Annotated in this window: 19 protein-coding genes and 1 pseudogene; 9 read left to right on the top strand and 11 right to left on the bottom strand. The window is 62.3% G+C overall.

Features of this window, described 5'->3' with window-relative positions; translation table 11 throughout:
• Positions 1–372 precede the first annotated feature (372 nt).
• From EFD56_RS20465 to EFD56_RS20455, 3 genes are all read left to right on the top strand, one after another.
• Positions 373–1,044 carry a response regulator transcription factor gene (locus EFD56_RS20465; protein ID WP_126906089.1) on the top strand — a complete coding sequence of 224 codons (672 nt, stop codon included), beginning with the start codon at positions 373–375 and terminating at the stop codon, positions 1,042–1,044.
• On the top strand, positions 1,044–2,387 hold the full coding sequence (locus tag EFD56_RS20460) for a sensor histidine kinase (RefSeq protein ID WP_126906165.1): 1,344 nt from the start codon (positions 1,044–1,046) through the stop codon (positions 2,385–2,387). The genes EFD56_RS20465 and EFD56_RS20460 overlap by 1 nt, the downstream gene beginning before the upstream one ends.
• Before the next feature lie 81 nt (positions 2,388–2,468).
• A complete protein-coding gene (locus tag EFD56_RS20455) occupies positions 2,469–3,359 on the top strand; it encodes a DUF3313 domain-containing protein (RefSeq protein WP_245440617.1) in 891 nt (296 codons plus the stop codon).
• 146 nt (positions 3,360–3,505) lie between these two features.
• On the opposite strand, the gene EFD56_RS20450 is transcribed toward EFD56_RS20455, so the two are convergent.
• Complete coding sequence (locus tag EFD56_RS20450) at positions 3,506–4,078, bottom strand: GNAT family N-acetyltransferase (RefSeq protein WP_126906087.1); 573 nt, start codon at positions 4,076–4,078, stop codon at positions 3,506–3,508.
• Positions 4,079–4,224: 146 nt separating this feature from the next.
• A complete protein-coding gene (locus EFD56_RS20445) occupies positions 4,225–4,734 on the bottom strand; it encodes a BA14K family protein (RefSeq protein WP_126906086.1) in 510 nt (169 codons plus the stop codon).
• Positions 4,735–4,933: 199 nt separating this feature from the next.
• Here EFD56_RS20445 and EFD56_RS32695 point away from each other — a divergent pair, with 199 nt between their 5' ends.
• A complete protein-coding gene (locus EFD56_RS32695; RefSeq protein WP_164736850.1) occupies positions 4,934–5,854 on the top strand; it encodes a hypothetical protein in 921 nt (306 codons plus the stop codon).
• 112 nt (positions 5,855–5,966) lie between these two features.
• Here the strand turns inward: EFD56_RS32695 and EFD56_RS20430 are convergent, their stop codons facing one another.
• Positions 5,967–6,182: a hypothetical protein gene (locus EFD56_RS20430; protein ID WP_085743651.1), complete on the bottom strand. Its 216-nt coding sequence runs from the start codon at positions 6,180–6,182 to the stop codon at positions 5,967–5,969.
• 574 nt (positions 6,183–6,756) lie between these two features.
• Complete coding sequence (locus EFD56_RS20425) at positions 6,757–7,593, bottom strand: alpha/beta fold hydrolase (RefSeq protein ID WP_126906083.1); 837 nt, start codon at positions 7,591–7,593, stop codon at positions 6,757–6,759.
• Positions 7,594–8,162: 569 nt separating this feature from the next.
• Here EFD56_RS20425 and EFD56_RS20420 point away from each other — a divergent pair.
• Positions 8,163–9,119 carry a S1C family serine protease gene (locus tag EFD56_RS20420; RefSeq protein ID WP_126906082.1) on the top strand — a complete coding sequence of 319 codons (957 nt, stop codon included), beginning with the start codon at positions 8,163–8,165 and terminating at the stop codon, positions 9,117–9,119.
• A gap of 64 nt (positions 9,120–9,183) precedes the next feature.
• Here EFD56_RS20420 and dusA read toward each other — a convergent pair whose 3' ends face one another.
• The 4 genes from dusA to EFD56_RS20400 form a co-directional block, all read right to left on the bottom strand.
• On the bottom strand, positions 9,184–10,185 hold the full coding sequence (gene dusA / locus EFD56_RS20415) for a tRNA dihydrouridine(20/20a) synthase DusA (protein WP_126906081.1): 1,002 nt from the start codon (positions 10,183–10,185) through the stop codon (positions 9,184–9,186).
• 155 nt (positions 10,186–10,340) lie between these two features.
• Complete coding sequence (locus tag EFD56_RS20410) at positions 10,341–10,832, bottom strand: DUF1643 domain-containing protein (RefSeq protein WP_126906080.1); 492 nt, start codon at positions 10,830–10,832, stop codon at positions 10,341–10,343.
• 150 nt (positions 10,833–10,982) lie between these two features.
• Positions 10,983–11,195, bottom strand: a complete 213-nt coding sequence (locus tag EFD56_RS20405; protein WP_003540801.1) for a cold-shock protein — start codon at positions 11,193–11,195, stop codon at positions 10,983–10,985.
• A 482-nt stretch (positions 11,196–11,677) separates the two neighbouring features.
• Positions 11,678–12,145, bottom strand: a complete 468-nt coding sequence (locus EFD56_RS20400) for a DUF3828 domain-containing protein (protein WP_126906079.1) — start codon at positions 12,143–12,145, stop codon at positions 11,678–11,680.
• Between the two features lie 283 nt (positions 12,146–12,428).
• On the opposite strand from EFD56_RS20400, the gene EFD56_RS20395 reads away from it, so the two are divergent.
• Complete coding sequence (locus tag EFD56_RS20395; protein ID WP_126906078.1) at positions 12,429–13,151, top strand: SOS response-associated peptidase; 723 nt, start codon at positions 12,429–12,431, stop codon at positions 13,149–13,151.
• Positions 13,152–13,270: 119 nt separating this feature from the next.
• Positions 13,271–13,990: a hypothetical protein gene (locus EFD56_RS20390; RefSeq protein WP_126906077.1), complete on the top strand. Its 720-nt coding sequence runs from the start codon at positions 13,271–13,273 to the stop codon at positions 13,988–13,990.
• Here the strand turns inward: EFD56_RS20390 and EFD56_RS20385 are convergent.
• Positions 13,977–14,363: a GNAT family N-acetyltransferase gene (locus EFD56_RS20385; RefSeq protein ID WP_064827828.1), complete on the bottom strand. Its 387-nt coding sequence runs from the start codon at positions 14,361–14,363 to the stop codon at positions 13,977–13,979. The genes EFD56_RS20390 and EFD56_RS20385 overlap by 14 nt on opposite strands.
• A gap of 273 nt (positions 14,364–14,636) precedes the next feature.
• Between EFD56_RS20385 and EFD56_RS33590 the strand changes: the two genes are divergently transcribed.
• Positions 14,637–15,068 carry an Imm26 family immunity protein gene (locus EFD56_RS33590; RefSeq protein ID WP_342635159.1) on the top strand — a complete coding sequence of 144 codons (432 nt, stop codon included), beginning with the start codon at positions 14,637–14,639 and terminating at the stop codon, positions 15,066–15,068.
• Positions 15,069–15,233: 165 nt separating this feature from the next.
• On the opposite strand, the gene uvrB is transcribed toward EFD56_RS33590, so the two are convergent.
• Positions 15,234–18,278 (bottom strand): excinuclease ABC subunit UvrB, encoded by a 3,045-nt coding sequence (uvrB, locus tag EFD56_RS20375; protein WP_126906076.1) that lies wholly within the window; start codon positions 18,276–18,278, stop codon positions 15,234–15,236.
• 225 nt (positions 18,279–18,503) lie between these two features.
• On the opposite strand from uvrB, the gene EFD56_RS20370 reads away from it, so the two are divergent.
• Positions 18,504–18,860 (top strand): lipoprotein, encoded by a 357-nt coding sequence (locus EFD56_RS20370; RefSeq protein WP_126906075.1) that lies wholly within the window; start codon positions 18,504–18,506, stop codon positions 18,858–18,860.
• A 69-nt stretch (positions 18,861–18,929) separates the two neighbouring features.
• Here the strand turns inward: EFD56_RS20370 and EFD56_RS20365 are convergent.
• Positions 18,930–19,169, bottom strand: a pseudogene (locus tag EFD56_RS20365) (IS110 family transposase); the annotation flags it as partial.

The raw sequence follows: 19,169 nt of genomic DNA, 5'->3' as shown, positions 1-19,169 counted from the left end.
CCCCCAGTGGGGAGAAGGTGGCCCGGAGGGTCGGATGAGGGGGCCGCACGGCACGCCTTTGCTGGCCGGAAAAGCCAATTCCGGTCAATCTTCAATGTCGTTATCGTTTCCTTGGCTTGAGCTTCATCCCTACCTCACGACCAATATGATCAGCGGCCCGGCCAGCAGGCTGGCGAGGATGAAGGCGGAGAGGAGGTAGGTTTCGAGGATGCGGAGGATCGATTTTAGGCGGATCATCTTGAAGTCCTGAGATTGCGATGGCTCACCCTCGGCCCCAACAATTGCGGCAGCATGACCACCGCTGCCTTTCAAGCTCCGCAATGTTGCTGCAACCCTTGCGGCCGATACTGGGGCGCAAGGCATGGGTGGGCGATGCGGATTCTGCTGATCGAGGATGAGAAGGAGCTGGCCGAGGCGCTATCGGCGGCGCTCGGCAAGCATGGGATCGTGACCGATCACACCGCGCATCTGGCCGATGCCGTCGAGCTGACGCAGCAAAATCTCTATGACGCCATCCTGCTCGACCGGCGCCTGCCGGATGGTGAAGGCCTGCGCTTCATTCCGGAGCTCAGGCGCACGGGCAGGGAAACGCCGATCATCGTGCTGACGGCGCGCAACGAGCCGAAGGAGCGGGTGGAAGGGCTCGATCTCGGCGCCGACGACTATCTCGGCAAGCCGTTTCTGGTGGAGGAACTGATGGCGCGGCTGAGAGCCGTGCTGCGGCGGCCGCCGAACCTTGCCGAACTCAAGATCACCGCCGGGCGGATGGTCATCGATCCCTTGCATCTCAGCGTAACCGTCGATGACGCGCCGCTCGATCTGCCCCGACGCGAGCTGCTGGTGCTGGTGGCCCTTGCCAAGCGCAAGGAGAAGACCGTGCTGCGTGCGACGCTGGAGGCGGCGGTCTACAACTACGAAGAGGAAATCCAGTCGAACGCGCTCGATGCGCATATTTCGCGGCTGCGCAGGCGGCTTGCCGAGGCCGGCGCCGAAGTTTCGATCCATAATATCCGCGGCGTCGGCTATCTCCTGAGGGAAGAATGATGGGCGAAAAATGCAAGATCAACCCTTCGCTCTGGTGGCGGCTCAGCTGGCAGCTCAGTGTGGTCTTCGTCGGTGTGGTGACGGCTGTCACCATCGGGCTCTGCTTCTACGGCGCGACGATCCTTTCTCCAAACGTCGCGCTGGAGGATCATGTTACCGCGGCGCTGGCTCCTGCCGTTGCGCTCGATGCCGAAGGACGGCTTGAGATAAGGGATACGCCGGAGCTCGATGCGCTCAAGCAGCAATATGACGGGCTCTGGTATGTCGCCGCGACGACGAACGGTTCTTTCGTCTCCTACGGGACCATTCCGCCAGCCTACACCGAGCTTGCACGTCTGACCTATTTGTTCGAGGGGGCCGATATCCGGGGATCGGTCGGCACGAACGAAATTGCCTCGGTCGAAAGCGTGGAGACCGGCATTGGCGAGCTCAGGGTTCTGTTCGGCGGCGTCGCCGACAAGGGCTGGCCCGTCCTGACCCTTATGGGCGCGGTTTACCCGATCTACGTGCCGCTGTTTGCCATTGCCTTGCCGGCGGTTTTTCTCGCCGTCCCCAGGATTGTCGGGCGGGGTCTTGCCAGCGTCAGCGAGGTTGCCCGCAAGGCCTCCGAAATCGACGCCCGCCGCTACGATGCGCGCCTGCCACTTGACGGCATTCCGAGGGAGGTCGCGCCGCTGGTGATCGCCTTCAACGAGGCGCTCGACCGGCTGGAGAACGAGTACCGCAAACGCCAACACTTCCTGATCGATGCGGCGCATGAGCTGAGGACGCCGATCGCGATCATGCAGACCCGGATCGACGGAACGCCGGAGGGGCAGGACCGCCGGCGATTGCTCGACGACGTCGCGCGGCTGGCGGAGACGGCCGAACAGCTGCTCGATTTCGAGCGCAATGACCAGGCGACCGATCTCCACGAAATGGTCGATCTCGTCGAGATTGCCCGCTCCGTCGTTGCCGATCTCGCGCCGCTGGCGATCGGCGCCGGCTACCAGATCTCATTCCAAAGCGAGGTCGAGAGCCTGAAGCGCAAGGGCAGCCCCTCGGCGTTGCCGCGGGCGGTCAGCAACCTCGCGCGCAATGCGATCGACCATGGCGGCGGGAGCGGCATGATCACGGTCTCCGTGTCGGCCTCCGGCGGCGGGCGGATCAGCGTGGCCGACGAGGGGCCGGGCATTCCGGCCGAGCACCGCGAGCTGGTGTTCGAGCCGTTCTATCGCGTCACGCCGAAGAGCACGGGGGCAGGGCTCGGCCTCAGTCTCGTCAAGCAGATCGCCGCAAACCATGGCGGCGAAGTCAGCATCGAGAGCCGAGACGCCGGCACCGAGGTGGCAATCCGGCTTTGACGGCGCGGGAAAGATGTAATGCTGCGGCAATTCTTGGCCGCCACTTTTGCCAGAGATCATCGGCGATGGAGGCCAGACAGAGTGCGCAGCAATCCATTCACTTCATCCTTTTCGAAGCGGGTTTCGAAGCTTTTTTCTCTTGCCCTGCCGCTGGCGCTTGCGGCGGCTGCGGCAGGATGCAGCACGGTGCCGCTGAAGCAAGCGGGCACGCTTTCTTCCTATTCCAATCTCGGCCCGCCCAAGGGCAAGCTTCAGAAATCGCGCATCTATGTCGATGGCGCCGGTCTTGCGCCGGCGAAGACGGTCGCCATTGCGCCGACGACCTTTGCCTTCAGCGCCGCCACCCGGATCAAGTCACCGGCCGACCGGACAATGGTGGCGAATGCGCTTGACCGGGCGCTCTGCATCTCGCTCAGCGACAAATACAAGATGGTGGCGCCGGGCGAGCCGGCCGACCTGACGATCCGCTCCGTGGTCACCGACATCGTGCCGACCAACAAGGCGATGGCCGGCGTTTCGACCGTCGTGACCGTCGGCAGCGGCTTCGCGCTGCCGGTCGGCCTGCCGCGCCTGCCGATTGGGCTCGGCGGGCTGGCAGTCGAGGCCGAGGCAGTGGACGGCTCCGGCGTGCAGCGGGCGGCGATGGTCTGGTCGCGCGGAGCGAACTCGCTGCAGAACGAGCCGCGCGTTTCCGAGGTGGGCGACGCCTATGGCCTTGCCTCGAAGTTCAGCAGCGAATTTTCCCGTATCCTGATTGCCCGCAAGGAGCCGAAGGGGCTGGATATTTCCCTTCCTTCCGGCCAGCGGATGAAATCCTGGCTCGGCGGCAAACCGAAATATGTCGCCTGCGATGCCTTCGGCCGCGAGCCCGGGCTGGTCGGCGCCGTCGCCGCCAAATATGGCGCGCCGCCGCAATGGACGGAGAAGAAGCCGAAGCCGGCCGCCGTCTACCAACCGAACGCTCAGCCCTAACCCCGAGGGAGTGGTGCCGTCACTCCGGGAGCGACTCATCCTGGAGTGAAACACTCCCGGAGTGATTCACTCCTGGGCTGACGGGGCGGGCGGGGCAAAGGTCGACAGGCCTTGCTCCGTCCGTCTTTTGCTGTGTGAAGGGATTGTCAGATGGCGGCGGGATGTAGCCAGAAATATAATTTGATTTGCTCGGGCGTGTCGGAAGGATGCGGGCCTCGCAGGAAGAATTGCCCGCCATTGCGCTCGATCACGCGCCTGGAGGCGTGGTTATCCTCGTTGCAGAAGATGAGTAGGCGGGCGAGGCCATGCCGTGCGGCCACCTCAAGCAGCAGCCCGAGAGCGGCTGTCGCATGGCCTTTGCGCTGCTTACACGGCACGACGGAATAGCCGACATGGCCGGATACCTCTGGCGGCAGATATTCTGCGCCGGGCTGAAAGCGCAGGCCGATGCCGCCGCAGAATTCGCCGTCCCAGACCCCGAACAGATGGTTGGTGAGCGGTGGCACCGATGCGGCAGGTTGGACGAGATTGTCGAGGAAGCTCGCCCTATCCCGGCGCAGCCGCTGGAGTTCGCCGCCGATATAGGCCTCGTCGCCGGCGCGGCGCGGATCGGGCGACCAGCCGGCGGAAAGCGCTGCCTCGAAGCCGGACAGGTTTTCGAGATCCGGCGCCAGCAGGGCCACGCGGCCGGCGGGTTTTGCGGTGTCTGCTGATGTCATCGATCACCTCGCTCCATGCGACCGGTTCTGATCCGGAGAAGACAAGCATGGCGGAGAGGCAATGGAAAGTGGGGCAGGCTCGTTCCGTCGCGCAGCAAAAAGCCCCGCATCTCATGCGGGGCTAGCTGCCGTGCCGGGTGACTGGGTTACCGGCACTGGCGGCGTGGGCCGTAGTTCGGCTGGTAGGTGTTGTCGTAGGCGCGGTACGACCGATAGCGGGCATAGCAATATTCGGCATGCGAGCTATAGCCGCTCGAACTATAGGCGCGGGGCTGCGAGGCGATGATGCCGCCGATCAGCGCGCCGGCTGCCAGGCCGCCGATGATGGCCCCGGTATTGTCATGATGGTGATACCGCCGGTGATAGCGGCGATCCCAGCCGTAGCGGTCGTCACGATAGTAGTCGTGGTCGCGATAATAGCTGCGGTCTCGGTAGTGGTGGCGTTTGCGGTACCAGTCCTCGTTGTTGCCGAATTGGCCCGGGCAGTTCGTGAAGTTATTGCAGCCGACCGTGATGATCCTGGCCTCGCCACCTCCGGGGACTGGCTGCGCGGCTGCCTGTTGCTCCGCGCTTGGCACAAAGACGGGGCCTGCCGAAGCCGGCATTCCGGAGAAGGCCGTCGCTATCGACAGGGCAATGATGGCGAATTTGTTCATTTCACTCACCTTGGGTAAACGAATGTATCGGGGGGATAACGCAAGGGCAGGGACTTAGTTTCATTCTGGGAATGATGAAGGCCTTTCTCGCCGAAATATTCGGCAAGAAGTTCAAATTGAAAGCAGTTGCTCAATTGGATCTTTATGAGCTTGCTGGTTCAATCCTGATGCAACGGCACTCCAGTGCGGAAGGATTATCATGCGGCTCTCCAGGCTTCTCGGCGTTCTCTGTCTCTCGACGACAGTTGCGCTTTCACCCCTCACCATTGTTTCCACCGATCTCTCGCCGGCGTTCGCCAAGGGCGGCAACGGCGGCGGCGGTGGCAACGGCGGAGGCGGTGGAGGCGGCGGCAACGGCGGCGGTGGCAGCCACGGCGGCGGAAGCGGCAGCGGCAACAGCGGCGGAAGCCATAGCGGCGGCGGCAACAACAGCGGCGGCAGTGGCAAGGGCAGCGCTCATTCCAGCGGCAAGACCGAAAACGGCCGTAGCGCCAAGAGCGCTGGCAACGCGAAGTCGGCCAAGCAGACCGTCAGCACGAAGGGCTCGGCCAAGAAGACGACCGTCGCCTCGGCCCCTGCGGCAAAGACCGCGAAGAAGCCTGCGGCCGAGCTCGCCGGTCTCAATTCGCTCAAACGCAACTTCCATGCCCTGATGAATACGGCGGATCCGCGGATGGCGGCGATCTCGGCATTCGCCACCGCCTATGCGCAGTACGAACTGGCTAACGGGGCTGCACCGCCGGCCGACGATCCCGCTCTCGGCGACGCCACGCTGGCCGCCGCGCTCGCTTCCGCCGCCAAGACCGGCATGGTCAGTCCTGAGGCCCTGAGCTGGGCAAAGGATACGCTTGGCGTCGGCACGGCGGTCGGCACGATTGACCAGATGCGGGAGACCATCGCGGCGCAGGCTCCGGCGGCGGAAACCCCTGCGGACGGAACCGAAACCGAGACCAGCGATACGGCCGCGGGTAGCGACACGACTGATCCTGCCGTGACTGCGGAGACGCCGGAAGCCGACACGGGCAGCTCGGAAGAAGTATCGGGAACGACCGAATCCACGCCGGCCATCGATCCGACTGAAACCTCGGCGCCGACGAGCACGGACACCACCGGCCTCTGATCGCGCGCCAAGCAGGCGTCATCGGAAAAAGGTCGATCCTATCTCGATCGTGGCGAGGAAGGTCAGAGGCGCGGAAAAGAAGGGGCCGCCGGGCATGGCATGACGTGCCCGGTCAGCCTCGTTTCCCGCCGGCAAGCAGGCGAAGCTGGGTCTCATCATGCACACCCTGGCGATAGAGCTCGATGATGAGGGCGCCAAGACGATCGGCTTCCTCGCCTGACCTGTCGATATTGAGCCCCCTGCAAAGCGCTTCGTGGACACGCCTGCAGACAGCAAGGTCCTCCGAGGCGAGCGGTTCGTCACGCGTGCTGAACAGCTTGTCTGACATCGCAATCAGCCCTTTTTCGATGCCGTGAATCGCTATTGCGAAAAAGATAATTTCGCAGACCTCGCTCTGCAAGATGGGCGAACGTCCGAAATGAAAAACCAGGGCGCCGCTTCAAAGCGCGTTGGAAAACAGGGCGTGCGAAACGCAGGCGAGGGCATGGAGATGCGCGGGTTGATGGCATTGGGCTAGGTTTACCTCGGTGCCGGGTCCTTGCCGCCCTGCTTCGACAAGCGCAATTCTTTCAGCCGCTTCGTCTTTTCGCGGCGAGCCCGCTGCTCCGCCTCGATGGTTTCCTTGGCGGCTCGCTCGGTGTTTTCAAAACGATCCTGCCGATAAGCCTTTGATGAGGGTTCGCGTTCTCTTTTCATGGCCGCTAAACGCAAATCGGCGAAAACGGTTTCATGCGAAAGCCGTTTTGCCGGAAAACGGCATGGCCGGCGGGCGCCTCGTTAAAGCATGTCTCGCAAAAGTGTGCTGCGGTTTTGCGATAAAGACATGCGTAAAAACAAAGACCTAAAGCGTGACAAGCGGATCTGAAAGATCGCGACACGCTTTAGCGCCCGCCGGCCCGGCATCAGCCCTTGACGAAGGCGAGAATGTCGGGGTTTACGATATCGGCATGGGTGGTGCACAAGCCGTGCGGGAGTGTCTCGTAAACCTTGAGCGTGGCGTTCTGCAGCAGCTTGGACGAGAGCAGGGCGGAATCGGCGATCGGCACGATCTGGTCGTCGTCGCCATGCATGACGAGGGTCGGCACGGTGATGATCTTCAGGTCTTCGGTGAAGTCGGTCTCCGAGAACACCTTGATGCCGTCGTAATGCGCCTTGGCGCCGCCCATCATGCCCTGGCGCCACCAATTGTTGATGACCGGTTCCGACACTTTCGCGCCCGGCCGGTTGAAGCCGTAGAACGGGCCGGCCGGCAGATCGTGATAGAACTGCGAGCGATTGGCGGCGAGCTGCTGGCGCAGTCTGTCGAAAACTTCGATCGGCAGACCGCCGGGATTGGCATCCGTCTTGACCATCAGCGGCGGCACGGCGCCGATGATGACGAGCTTGGCAACGCGGCCCTGCGGCTGGCCGTGGCGGGCGACATAATGGGTCGCTTCGCCGCCGCCGGTGGAATGGCCGACATGCACGGTGTTCCTGAGATCGAGATGCTCGACGACGGCTGACGCATCGGCGGCGTAATGATCCATGTCGTGGCCATCGCCGACCTGGGTGGAGCGGCCGTGGCCGCGCCGATCATGGGCGACGACGCGGTAGCCCTTCTCGAGGAAGAACAGCATCTGAGCGTCCCAGTCGTCGGCGCTCAGCGGCCAGCCGTGGTGGAACATGATCGGCTGGGCGGTCTTCGGCCCCCAATCCTTGTAGAAAATCTCGACGCCGTCCTTGGTTGTGACTGTGCTCATGTCATGACTCCTTGATTGGTTGGTTGGACTAAGACAGACGGTTGCAGATGGGATCGGCAAGGCCAGGAGGATCGTTACGTCCCAGGGCCTGAGACCCACCCTGCGGGGATCAAAATCGGCTCAAGATATGCTAATGTGCTTATTGAGCGTATTATTCTATATTATTGATATGACAGGGGTTTGGTAGGTCTGTCTTCATGCTTGTCGCCCATTCTCCGATGGCACGGCAACGGGACATGGCGCCCGTTGCCAAGCTGCTTCGCACTGCCAACATTCCTCTGGCCGCCCGCATCTCGGTTGCGGACCGCGGCCGAGATGCCAGCGGATATAAGCAATGAGCCATTTTATTTCCATTCGTTCAATATATCTGTCGAGGTAGTTCGATTATCCGTCCGGTTAGGTTCAGTTTCCTCCTGTTGCGCCGGGACGCGGGCTCTGCCGGCGCTCACTTGAACGCGGATCGACGCCCAACCATCTAATTCTCACAACAGCGCCATGGCCAAACGATCGCAATCGCGATTGCTTTGCCGGCGGCGGGACGGCCGTTGCTGCCGCCAGAGGATCAGATCATGGGTTTCATGGACAAGGACATCGCGCCCCAGAATGACGGGGCGCTGATCGATGCCTATTCGCAATCGATCGCAGCCGCAGTCGACACGGTCGGGCCGGCGGTCAGCCGGATCGAGCGGGTGGGAGGCCGGCAGGGGCACGGGTCGGGCTTTGCCGTTTCGCCCGATGGCCTTGTTATCACCAACAGCCATGTCGTCGACGACGCCAAGCTCGTGCGTATTACGACGCCGGACGGATTCATCACCGAGGGGCGTGTGCTCGGCCGCGATATCGATACCGATATTGCTCTTGTTCGGGCCAATGCGAGCACCGGGGCCTGGGCTAGGCTCGGCGACTCCCAGCGCCTGCGCCGGGGGCATATCGCGATCGCGATCGGAAACCCGCTGGGCTTCGAATGGACCGTCACTGCCGGCATCGTCTCGGCGCTCGGCCGCTCGATGCGGGCGGCAAGCGGCCGGCTGATGGAGGATGTCATCCAGACCGACGCGGCGCTTAATCCCGGCAACTCCGGCGGGCCGCTGGTGTCTTCGGGCGGCGAGGTCATCGGCGTCAACACCGCCGTGATCCAGGGCGCGCAGAGTATCGCCTTTGCCGTGGCATCGAATACGGCCAATTTCGTCGTTTCGGAAATCCTCCGCTACGGCCAGGTCCGGCGCGCCTTCATCGGTATTTCAGGCGACACGATCGTGCTGCCGCGCCGGGTTGCGCTCGCAGCGGGCACAGTGCAGACGACCTCCGTCCGCATCCGGCGTGTCGAGCCGGAAGGGCCGGCGGCAAAGGGCGGGCTGCAGGAGGGCGATTACATTCTCGCCATCGACGCCAGCCCGGTCGGCGGCGTCGACGATATTGTCCGGCTGATGGATGGCAGCAGGATCGGCGGAGAAACGGAAATCCTGGTGTTCTCGGTGGCCGGCCGGATCGAGAAGAAGACGTTGCGGCCGATGGCGCGGTCATAAGCCGTGGCAGATTTCGTCAGACGGTAAGCGCATGCGGAGGTAGCGACGAAGAGATAAGGCCATGTCAGGCGCTGACGGCCTCCTGCTCCGTCCCGGAAAAATCCACTGCCGCGAAGGCCGCCGCCAGCACCTCCGGTCCGGCGCCGTTTTTTGCCGCGTCGGTGGAGAGGATCTGGCGGTAGCGCCGGGCGCCGGGCAGGCCGGTGAAGAGGCCGACCATGTGGCGGGCCACGTGCTGCAGCCGGCCGCCGCCGGCGATATGGCGCTCGGCATAGGCCATCATCCGCTCACATAGCGCCGGCCAGTCGGGTTCGGCCGCCGGCGCGCCGAAGAAGCGGTGGTCGACATCGGCAAGCACCGCCGCATTCTGGTAGGCTGCCCGGCCGAGCATGACGCCGTCGACATGGGCGAGGTGGTCGGCGGCCTCGTCGAGCGTGCGGATGCCGCCGTTGATGCCGATGAAGACGTCGGGCCAGCGCTGTTTCATCCGGTAGACGATCTCGTAGTCGAGCGGCGGAATTTCACGATTTTCCTTTGGGCTCAGGCCTTTCAGCCAGGCCTTGCGCGCATGGATCCAGATCGCGTCGGCGCCGGCATCGAGAACGCGCGTGACAAGCGCGGGTAGCGCCTCTTCCGGTTCCTGCTCGTCGACGCCGATGCGGCATTTCACCGTCACCGGCGCGGTCGAAACCGCCTTCATCGCCGTGACGCATCCGGCCACCGTCTCCGGCGTCAGCATCAGGCAGGCGCCGAAGGTGCCCGATTGCACGCGGTCGGAGGGGCAGCCGACATTGAGGTTGATCTCGTCATAGCCATAAGGCTCGGCGATCCTCACCGCCTCGGCAAGCTTGGCCGGATCCGATCCGCCGAGCTGCAGGGCCAGCGGATGTTCCGCAGCATCATGGCCGAGCAGCCGCTCGCGCGGGCCATGGATGATCGCGTCAGCCACCACCATCTCGGTATAAAGCAGCGCCTGCCGGCTGATCTGGCGGTGGAAATAACGGCAATGCCGATCCGTCCAGTCGATCATCGGCGCTACTGCGAAAACATTCTTAAACTCAGTCACTTAAGCGCCGTTTTATATTAGAGGGTGATTGTCCCGACGCCCTTTGTCGGCGTCGTTGCCACAAATTTTCTACATGAGCGGTTTGTCGGGATTTTGACCGCTCGTATAGCAAATGAGGGTAGAAGAGTCTAGAAAACAGAAAAGTATTCAGGTGATTAGCACCACTGCACAAGCGGCGTGTCGTAGCCGAGCATTAGCGGATGCTTAGGGTCGCCGCTAGCGGTGAGTCCAAAATGAAAAACCGGCTTACCGCTTGTGCGGAGGTTGTGTAGCATCGTCACGATAAGGGGGCGAAGTTTCTTCGGCACCTTATCCGAGTTACCCCAGCACGGAACCAACACATCAGCTTCAGCAATGATCTGGTCGAGGTGTTCGAAATGGCCTTCTCCCGTGCAAACATCGGCGGTGCCGAGTTCGCGCACGTCAGTTGCGCGATAGCTGAATACATTCCCGACGATGAAACGATGTCCGCCGTTCCGGATAGTGAAGCCGCGCCATTTGCGGACGGTGGCGTCGTCAAACGTGGCATCCGCAGTGCTTGGGTTGATTCCAAAATATGCGAAGACCTTGCTTCCTTCGAATGGCCCGCAGCATTCTCTTTCAAGCCTGTAGCGGAATTGGCCGCATGCAGAAATCACAGCACTCATGACTGTCTCCAATAGGGACAGCGCCGGGGTGTCTGGCTGGCCGCATCGCAACCATATTACCGTGGATCAGAGCCCGTTCATTCGCAAGCGCAAACAAAAACGGCGCCCCTTGCGGAGCGCCGTTCATGCCGCAGAAAGCGGAAGTCCGACTTACGAAGCCGAGATGTTGACGGCCTTCGGGCCCTTGCCCATGCGGTCCGGCTCGGTGTCGAAGGTAACCTGCTGGCCTTCGCGCAGCGACTGGATGCCAGAAGCCTGCAGCGCGGAGATGTGGACGAAAACGTCCTTTGCGCCCCCGTCCGGCGTGATGAAACCAAAACCCTTGTCCTGGTTGAAGAATTTTACGGTGCCTTTGGTGGCCATTGGGATCGTCCTTTTCCCTTAGTCTGTGTAGTATCCGCGCCCCCGAGGGGAAGCGGACGGCTTTAGCTTTCGCCCCGAATCGAGGGGACGAAGGGTCAGTCGGAGAAGTCACGTACGGGGAAAGAACGTCTACGCAGGCGGGTATTCCCGCGTCTCCTTCCGTAATGGAAGGGATTGCCACATCAGTCCAGTCACCGGCATGCAAATGCCCGAGTAGGTGGATTGGTGCCATCATTTCGGTCAAAATGCAAGCGCCATTATTGTGGCATGCCGCTTATCGTGACAGGAAATGCCGAAGATTCAGATACTTGACCAAAAGTTAGCAGATCCTTGCACAGCTGTGCCATAGCGGGATCGGCGTGCCGAAACGGGACAACATGGCGCGCAACAACCCTGCATTGCTCTTTGCTCGCGCTCGGTGCATACCGCATGCCAGCACGTTTCTCTGACGAGAGGGGCGGCGCGCCTGGGTCTGCCCCCGCCTACTGCGCATCCCCCAGCAGCGCGCTCAGGCTCCAGGGAGCATCCCCTTTCTGATTGGCGATGTCGTCAACCTTCCAGCCGCCGTGTTCGCGCACCAGGGTATAGAAGAGCGTTATCTCTCCGCCGTTTTCGAACTGCACTTCCACCTCGGCCTTGTCGTCCAGCAGGATCGGCTGGCCGATCCGGACGTTGTTGGCTTCGCCGTCCTGGCCTGCAATGACAGGATCGAAATCGACCGCGCCGACGTCGCCCTCCGGCGTGTTGTCGAGATCGGCCTTGAGAAGTTTGTTCAGCTGATCGGAAAAGAAGATCGAATAGGGCGAGGGCGCCTCGGCGTCGCTTCTGTCGGTGTCGTAGCTGTAGAGCGCCTTGAGCAGCGCTTTCGGCGTCTTGTAGGTCTCCGCCAGAGCTGGCAGGGCTGCGAAAGCCGAGACGGCGAGGGCGAGGATGAAGGTGGGCAGACGCATGCAGGCTCTCCGCGGATGGGTGGAGAATCATAGCCGAAACCGGCGTCGACGTGGAGCGGCATTTTCGGAGGGTGTCCGCATGGCCGCCGGCCCCGCCGATTCCGGGTGGTGCGAAACTATTCTTCCCGGCGCGCTTCAGTTTAGTAAGATCGGCAATCGGCCTGCCGCTCCGGTCCCCGGCGGGAGGGGCATTCCGGCAAGCACACAACTGACGCTTTGTTGACCGGGCCTCGTTCCGGAACATAATAAGAACATCTAATCTTCTGTCGGCAGCGAGGGCCCTATGTGCGGACGCATTTTCGTCAAGACATCGCTTGAAGAACTGATCAGCAATTTTCCCTTTGCCGTGAAGGGCGGGGATATTGATGGGCTTGGAAATCGCTTCCCTCGCTGGAATGGCGCGCCGTCGCAGGACTATCCTATTATCATCCGGGACATTGTGCGCGAACCCGATACGTCAGGCCCGATGTTCGTGGTGGCGCGATGGGGTCTGATGCCCTCCTGGGTCAAGCCAGGCGGCCGGCCGCCGCCGGTCAATATCCGCTGCGAAGGGATCAGCTCCAATGGCATGTCCCGTGCCGCATACCGCTCGCGCCGCTGCCTGGTGCCGATCAACGGCTTCTTCGAATGGAAGGACATTCACGGCACCGGCAAGAACAAGCAGCCCTATGCCATCGCCATGAAGGACGGCTCCGCCTTCGCGCTCGCCGGCATCTGGGAGACGTGGAAGGACGCCAATGGCGTGTCCATCCGCAACTTCGCCATCGTCACCTGCGAGCCGAACGCGATGATGGCGGAGATTCACGATCGCATGCCCGTTATCCTGCATCGCGAGGATTACGAGCGCTGGCTGTCTCCCGAGCCGGACCCGAACGATCTGATGAAACCTTTCCCGGTGGAACGAATGACGATGTGGAAAATCGGCCGGGATGTCGGCTCGCCGAAGAACGACAGGCCCGAGATCATCGAAGAGGTCGAGGATGATCCCGAACCGACGCTGATCTAGCGCAGTTCCGGCAAAGCCGTGGCGCCTTGCGCCCGGAATGGCTCTGATATTACCGGCTCGGGCGGGGGCCTTTTACGAAACCATGCGGCAAACACATCCTCACGGGGAGAGGACCACGCATGCAAGACGATATAGGAACGCTCCTGCGATCGTTCCTCAACAATGCCCTTCGCAAACAGTCTCAGCGCCGCATCCGGGATTTCGGCGGCTATCAGGTCGGCAAGCGCCGCAACCTGCATGTCATCGAACCGATCGCGCGGGATACGGCGGAATTTCTCTGCACCTATCTCGGCATCAGCCTGCGCGGCGAACCGGCAAGCAAGGAAGGCGTCGCCTCCGCCATCGCCGCGGCCTTGAGGAATGTCTCCGACGAGCTTGCCTTCAAGCTGACCCGGCACAGTGACGAGGCGTGGACGACCCTCTGTCATTCTGTGGCGGAGTTTCTGGAAGGCTGCCTGCAGATCGACCATAGGCCCTATGACGGCTCGCTGACCGCGCAATCGGACTATAATGGCTGGAAGAGCTGGGAGCTGATTATCAGCGGCGAGAAGCCGAAGGGCAAATGGCGCCACGCCTGGAAGGAAAAGCCCGGCGACGATTTCATCGGCTTTGACGGCGATGCCTGCATGGGACGGATCTTCAAGATCGACCTGATGGATTCAAGCGAGCGCTGGTATTGGCTGATCGCGGCCGATGGAAGCCCCCGGCGCGGCTGGCCAGCGGCGGGGTATGAAGCGAGCGCAAGGAGTGCGGCCTGTCGGGTGGAGCGGATTTATTTTGCGCTGGTGAAGGGCGAGGAGAGGATGGTTTTGGGTGAGGGCGAGACTAGGCGAGCTTGATGAGGCCAGCTTCGGTCGGCCGGAAACCGCAGGCGCGATAGAAGGAGGTAAGGTGCGGTTCGAAATCGACATGCAGCCATTCGGCGCCGCGCTCGCGGGCAATCCCCGTGGCTTCCCTGACCAACTGCGTGGCGATGCCCTGTCGGCGCATATCGGGTCGGACGCAGGTGTCGAGAAGGAAGGCATGAATGCCGCCATCCCAGGCGACGTTGACAAAGCCGACGAGGCTGCCGTCGTGATAGGCGCCGACATGGGCGAGGCTGCGGGGCAGGATGCGAGAGAAGTCCGGCACGGTGGGGGTGTTCCACGCAGCGGACCAGAGTGTGGTGAGTTCGTCGGGCGAGGGGAAGGGGTCAATGCGGAGTTCGGGCATGGGATGGGACCGGTTTGTTTGTCGCGGTGCTTGCTGGGTTTTTTCTGCCGATTGCGATCACTTCGCAATAGGTTTCATCGCTGCGGCGGGCAAACTCCTCTCTGCCTTGACATGAGGCCGGTCACCTCTCCGCATCCCACCGTGGAATCATCTGGCTGGTAATATGTGCCGAAGGCTTCCATCGCCCTTTGCGGACTTCTCGGGACCAGCTAAACGTGCCGCTGGAACAGCGAGGGCGCGATGGTCAGAAGCAGAAAGTAGAAGCGAGGCGATATCGTTAGGATCGACATTGGAAACGGAAAGCGATTTCACGCCGTTGCCCTAACACATCCGCTGTTCGCTTTTCTCGACGGTGTTTTCGAACGTGAAGAACCGGTTCAAGACGTGCGGGATCGAGCGGTTCTCTTCAAGTTATGGGTGATGGACAGCGCTGCGAAGTCCGGGCGATGGCCCATTGTTGGAAAGGTTGATCCACCCACGGTGTTCGCGTTGGACGGCGCGGTGTTTTTCAAGCAGGATAGGGTTTCGGGCAGAATTTTAGCGTATGATGTGATCGCGAATGCCGAGTCCCCGCTCAGCTTTGAAGAGGCCGACCGCCTAGAATGCGCTGCTGTTTGGAGCCCTGAGCATGTTGAAGATGGGCTTCGTGACCATCTGAACGGCATCTCGAACAAGTGGTGGGCATCAATGCGGCCCCGAAAATAGCGCTGATCGACCTTATCGGAACGCCCGATGTTGCGGCGAAGCGCCGTCGCACCTTCACGACGCAGTCTTCGAAAAGGCAGAAGCACCGTGGTCAACGTGGGAGCGAGACAGCGCTTACCGAGTACCGATTACCCGGCGTTCTACGCACCAAACGGTCTGCGTTCGCTACCGCCCCGGCCGCCCGGTCTTCCCCTTCGTCCGGCCCTTGCGCTTCTGCTCGCCCGGCTCCTCATAGCTCCCGGCGCCGACGCGGCCACGCGCCACCGGTCGCACGCCGTCATCGCGTTCCGGCTGTCCCTCCAGCAGCGGCGAGAAGCGCTTCGTACTCTTTGAGGCATCCGGCTTCTCCGGCACGCGGCCGATCACCGGTTTTTCGGTGCGGCCAACTGTCATCTCGTCGAGGTCGTTCTTGCGGAAGAGGCTCTTGCCGGCGGGGGTGGTGGGGTCGCGGCCCATTTCATCTAGATCGGGTTTGCGGAAGAGGGGCGTGGTCGTGTCGGTGCCTGGGCCCATGTCGTCGAGGGAGGGCCTGGAGAAGTAGGAGGGTGTTGCCCCCTCATCCGCCGCCCTGTCGGGCACCGACTGGGGTCGAGCCGGTTGTCTCGACCCGTCCTCCGGACCCCCGGCGGGGAGAAGGGACTCGCGGGTGGCCTTGGCGTTCCGCTTGATGCCTTCCATTGCCTTGGACTCTTCGCGCGCCATCGGATCGTCCATGACCGCCAGTTCGGCGGCTTTGAGGCGTTTGATTTCGTCTCGCAGGCGGGCGGCTTTTTCGAAGTCGAGGTCGGCGGCGGCGTCGCGCATGCTTTTTTCGAGCGCGTTGAGATGGGCCTGCAGGTTGTTGCCGACGAGATTGCCGCCGTCGGCGAAGCCTTTGCCCGAGACACCGGATATGTCAGCGCGGACGTGGTCGCGCTCGTAGACGCTGTCGAGGATGTCGGAGATCTTGGCCTTGACCGATTCCGGCGTGATGCCGTTTTCGAGGTTATAGGCCATCTGCTTTTCGCGGCGGCGCGCGGTCTCGTCCATGGCGCGCTGCATCGAGCCGGTGACCTGGTCGGCATAGAGGATGACCTTGCCGTCGACGTTACGGGCGGCGCGGCCGATCGTCTGAATCAGCGAAGTCTCGGAGCGGAGGAAACCTTCCTTGTCGGCGTCGAGAATGGCGACGAAGCCGCATTCGGGAATGTCGAGGCCCTCGCGCAGCAGGTTGATGCCGACGAGCACGTCGAAAGCGCCGAGGCGCAGGTCGCGGATGATTTCGATGCGCTCCAGCGTGTCGATGTCGGAATGCATGTAGCGCACGCGCACGCCCTGCTCATGCAGATATTCGGTCAGGTCCTCGGCCATGCGCTTGGTCAGCACGGTACACAGCGTGCGGTAGCCCTTGGCCGCGGTCTCGCGGATCTCGCCGAGCACGTCGTCGACCTGGGTGCGGGCGGAGCGCACCTCGACCGGCGGGTCAATCAGGCCGGTCGGGCGGATGACCTGTTCGGCGAAGACGCCGCCGGATTGTTCCATCTCCCAGCTGCCGGGGGTGGCCGAGACGGCGATGGTGTCGGGGCGCATGGCGTCCCATTCCTCGAAGCGCAGCGGCCGGTTGTCCATGCAGGAGGGCAGACGGAAGCCATATTCGGCCAGCGTCGCCTTGCGGCGGAAGTCGCCGCGATACATGCCGCCGATCTGCGGTACGGTGACATGGCTTTCGTCGATGAAGACGAGGGCGTTGTCGGGGATATATTCGAACAAAGTCGGCGGCGGATCACCGGGGTCGCGGCCGGTGAGGTAGCGCGAATAGTTCTCGATGCCCTGGCAGGAGCCGGTGGCTTCGAGCATTTCGATATCGTAGCGAGTGCGCTGTTCCAGGCGCTGCGCTTCCAGCAGGCGGCCGGCCTTTTCCAGCTCGGCGAGGCGAAGCCGGAGTTCCTCCTTGATTGATTTGATGGCGCCGTTCAGCGTCGGGCGCGGGGTGACATAGTGCGAATTGGCGTAGATTTTCACCGATTTCAGATCGCCGACCTTCTGGCCGGTCAGCGGATCGAACTCGGTGATGGCATCGATCTCGTCGCCGAACATCGAGATGCGCCAGGCGGCATCCTCCAGGTGGGCGGGGAAGAGCTCGATCGTATCGCCGCGCACGCGGAAGGAACCGCGGGTAAAATCCATGTCGCGGCGCTTATATTGCTGGGCAACGAGGTCGGCCAGCAACTGGCGCTGGTCCAGCCGGTCGCCGACCGACATCTGGAAGGTCATCGCCGTATAGGTCTCGACCGAGCCGATACCGTAGATGCAGGAGACCGAGGCGACGATGATGCAGTCGTCGCGTTCGAGCAGCGAGCGCGTCGCCGAGTGGCGCATGCGATCGATCTGCTCGTTGATCGAGCTTTCCTTCTCGATATAGGTGTCGGAGCGCGGCACATAGGCTTCCGGCTGGTAATAATCGTAGTAGGAAACGAAATATTCCACCGCATTGTCGGGGAAGAAGTTCTTGAATTCGGAATAGAGCTGGGCGGCCAGCGTCTTGTTCGGTGCCAGGATGACGGCCGGGCGCTGCGTCGCCTCGATCACCTTGGCCATGGTGAAGGTCTTGCCGGAGCCGGTGACGCCGAGCAGCACCTGGCTGCGGTCGCCATTCTCCAGCCCCTCGACGAGGTCGCGGATGGCTGTGGGCTGGTCGCCGGCCGGCTCGTAATCCGATTTCATCAGGATGCGGATGCCGCCTTCGGATTTGTCGGGGCGGGCAGGGCGGTGCGGTGTCCAAATCTTGCCGTTCTTGTGCAGCGGATTGCCGCTCTCGATCAGCTTCGACAGCGCCTCGACCGTAGCGGTGACGCCGCCGGGCGAGATATTGCCGGCATCCTCCAGCGAGATATCGAGGCCGGCGACCGGGTTGAGCCCGGCGGCGGCGCGGGTCTTCGGATCGGTCGAGCCGCCGATCGAGACGCCGCGCGCGGTCTTGCTCGCGGTCGCCTTCTTGTTGACACTGACGGCCTCCGAATGCTTGCGCGCCTGGTTTTCCACCGCCTTGCGGTGCTTGCCGGCCTTGGAGGCGATTTCGCGCTGGCTCTCGACGCCCGAGGCTTCCGCATCGGCCTCCAGCTGCTTCACCCAATCGGCAACCGAGCCGGACAGAGGGGCTCCCTCAAAAGACGATTGCGGGGCTTCCTCGAAGCCATTCGGGGCGGGGGATTTCTTCGGAGATTTGGCCATGGCGCGAATATGGAGAGAGTCAGCGCGAAAGGGAAGAGGCAAAGAGTACAAAAGGGAAACGAATGAATCGTTCGGATTGGTGAATAATGTTGGGCGCGGAATGCCGGCAAAGAGTTAGCAATCGGTTCTCGAGTGGGAAAATAAAAAGTCTGTGGTTGAAGGTATGGTCGTCTCCCGCATTGCGGGCGGCAATGTTACAGCTATTACGGGAATTGGGGACCATTCATGAAAAAGATCATTATCGCATTCGCGGCGACGGCGACACTCGCCGGCTGCGCCAAACGTCCTGACGCCATCGTTCAGGTCGATATTCCAATGGCGGCTTATACGAACCTTAGCTGCGAAGCTCTCGCTGGCGAACTCAAGAAGGAGCGCGCCAAGCTGGACGATTTGTCGAAGCAGCAGATCAGCGCGGCGAACGGCGATGCCTTCGGCGTCTTTCTCGTCGGCGTCCCGATCGGCAGCGTTGCCGGAGGAGACAAGGAAGGCGAAATTGCCGCATCAAAAGGCAAGGTTTCCGCCATGCAGTCCGCCGGCATGAGCAAGGGTTGTAAGCTGCCAGTTGATCGGCCTGCCAAGTAAAGAGGGTGGCGCCGCCAGGTTGGCGCTCCCGCCTCGCCCTTCGAGGCTCCAGCCTTCGGCTTCCGCGCCTCAGCAACCGTGTTGTTGCGGCTCGTTCCAAGGCGTTTGTCTTTTGAGGATAGTGTTGATCATGATGATGAGCTTTCGCATGGCGGCGACGATGGCGACCTTGGGCGGTTTGCCGGCGTCTCGCAGCCGCTTGTGAAAGGCCTTGATGGTCGGGCTGCAGCGGATGGCCGAGAGCGTTGCCATGTAGAGAGCACATCGGACGGTGGCGCGGCCGCCGGCGATGTGGCGCTGGCCGCGCCA

The sequence above is a fragment of the Rhizobium phaseoli genome, assembly GCF_003985125.1.
In the GTDB taxonomy this organism is placed as follows: domain Bacteria; phylum Pseudomonadota; class Alphaproteobacteria; order Rhizobiales; family Rhizobiaceae; genus Rhizobium; species Rhizobium phaseoli.
This window is presented reverse-complemented; position numbering and strand designations above follow the sequence as displayed.

Excerpts from the sequence above, each read along its gene's own strand:
- EFD56_RS20425 (WP_126906083.1), bottom strand. The coding sequence starts at position 7,593 with ATGAGCACAGTCACAACCAAGGACGGCGTCGAGATTTTCTACAAGGAT.
- EFD56_RS20405 (WP_003540801.1), bottom strand. The coding sequence starts at position 11,195 with ATGGCCACCAAAGGCACCGTAAAATTCTTCAACCAGGACAAGGGTTTT.
- EFD56_RS20450 (WP_126906087.1), bottom strand. The coding sequence starts at position 4,078 with ATGACATCAGCAGACACCGCAAAACCCGCCGGCCGCGTGGCCCTGCTG.
- EFD56_RS20420 (WP_126906082.1), top strand. The coding sequence starts at position 8,163 with ATGGGTTTCATGGACAAGGACATCGCGCCCCAGAATGACGGGGCGCTG.
- uvrB (WP_126906076.1), bottom strand. The coding sequence starts at position 18,278 with ATGGCCAAATCTCCGAAGAAATCCCCCGCCCCGAATGGCTTCGAGGAA.
- EFD56_RS20460 (WP_126906165.1), top strand. The coding sequence starts at position 1,044 with ATGGGCGAAAAATGCAAGATCAACCCTTCGCTCTGGTGGCGGCTCAGC.
- EFD56_RS20385 (WP_064827828.1), bottom strand. The coding sequence starts at position 14,363 with ATGCCCGAACTCCGCATTGACCCCTTCCCCTCGCCCGACGAACTCACC.
- EFD56_RS20390 (WP_126906077.1), top strand. The coding sequence starts at position 13,271 with ATGCAAGACGATATAGGAACGCTCCTGCGATCGTTCCTCAACAATGCC.
- EFD56_RS20410 (WP_126906080.1), bottom strand. The coding sequence starts at position 10,832 with ATGAGTGCTGTGATTTCTGCATGCGGCCAATTCCGCTACAGGCTTGAA.
- EFD56_RS20430 (WP_085743651.1), bottom strand. The coding sequence starts at position 6,182 with ATGTCAGACAAGCTGTTCAGCACGCGTGACGAACCGCTCGCCTCGGAG.
- EFD56_RS32695 (WP_164736850.1), top strand. The coding sequence starts at position 4,934 with ATGCGGCTCTCCAGGCTTCTCGGCGTTCTCTGTCTCTCGACGACAGTT.
- EFD56_RS20395 (WP_126906078.1), top strand. The coding sequence starts at position 12,429 with ATGTGCGGACGCATTTTCGTCAAGACATCGCTTGAAGAACTGATCAGC.
- EFD56_RS20445 (WP_126906086.1), bottom strand. The coding sequence starts at position 4,734 with ATGAACAAATTCGCCATCATTGCCCTGTCGATAGCGACGGCCTTCTCC.
- EFD56_RS20400 (WP_126906079.1), bottom strand. The coding sequence starts at position 12,145 with ATGCGTCTGCCCACCTTCATCCTCGCCCTCGCCGTCTCGGCTTTCGCA.
- EFD56_RS20370 (WP_126906075.1), top strand. The coding sequence starts at position 18,504 with ATGAAAAAGATCATTATCGCATTCGCGGCGACGGCGACACTCGCCGGC.
- EFD56_RS20465 (WP_126906089.1), top strand. The coding sequence starts at position 373 with ATGCGGATTCTGCTGATCGAGGATGAGAAGGAGCTGGCCGAGGCGCTA.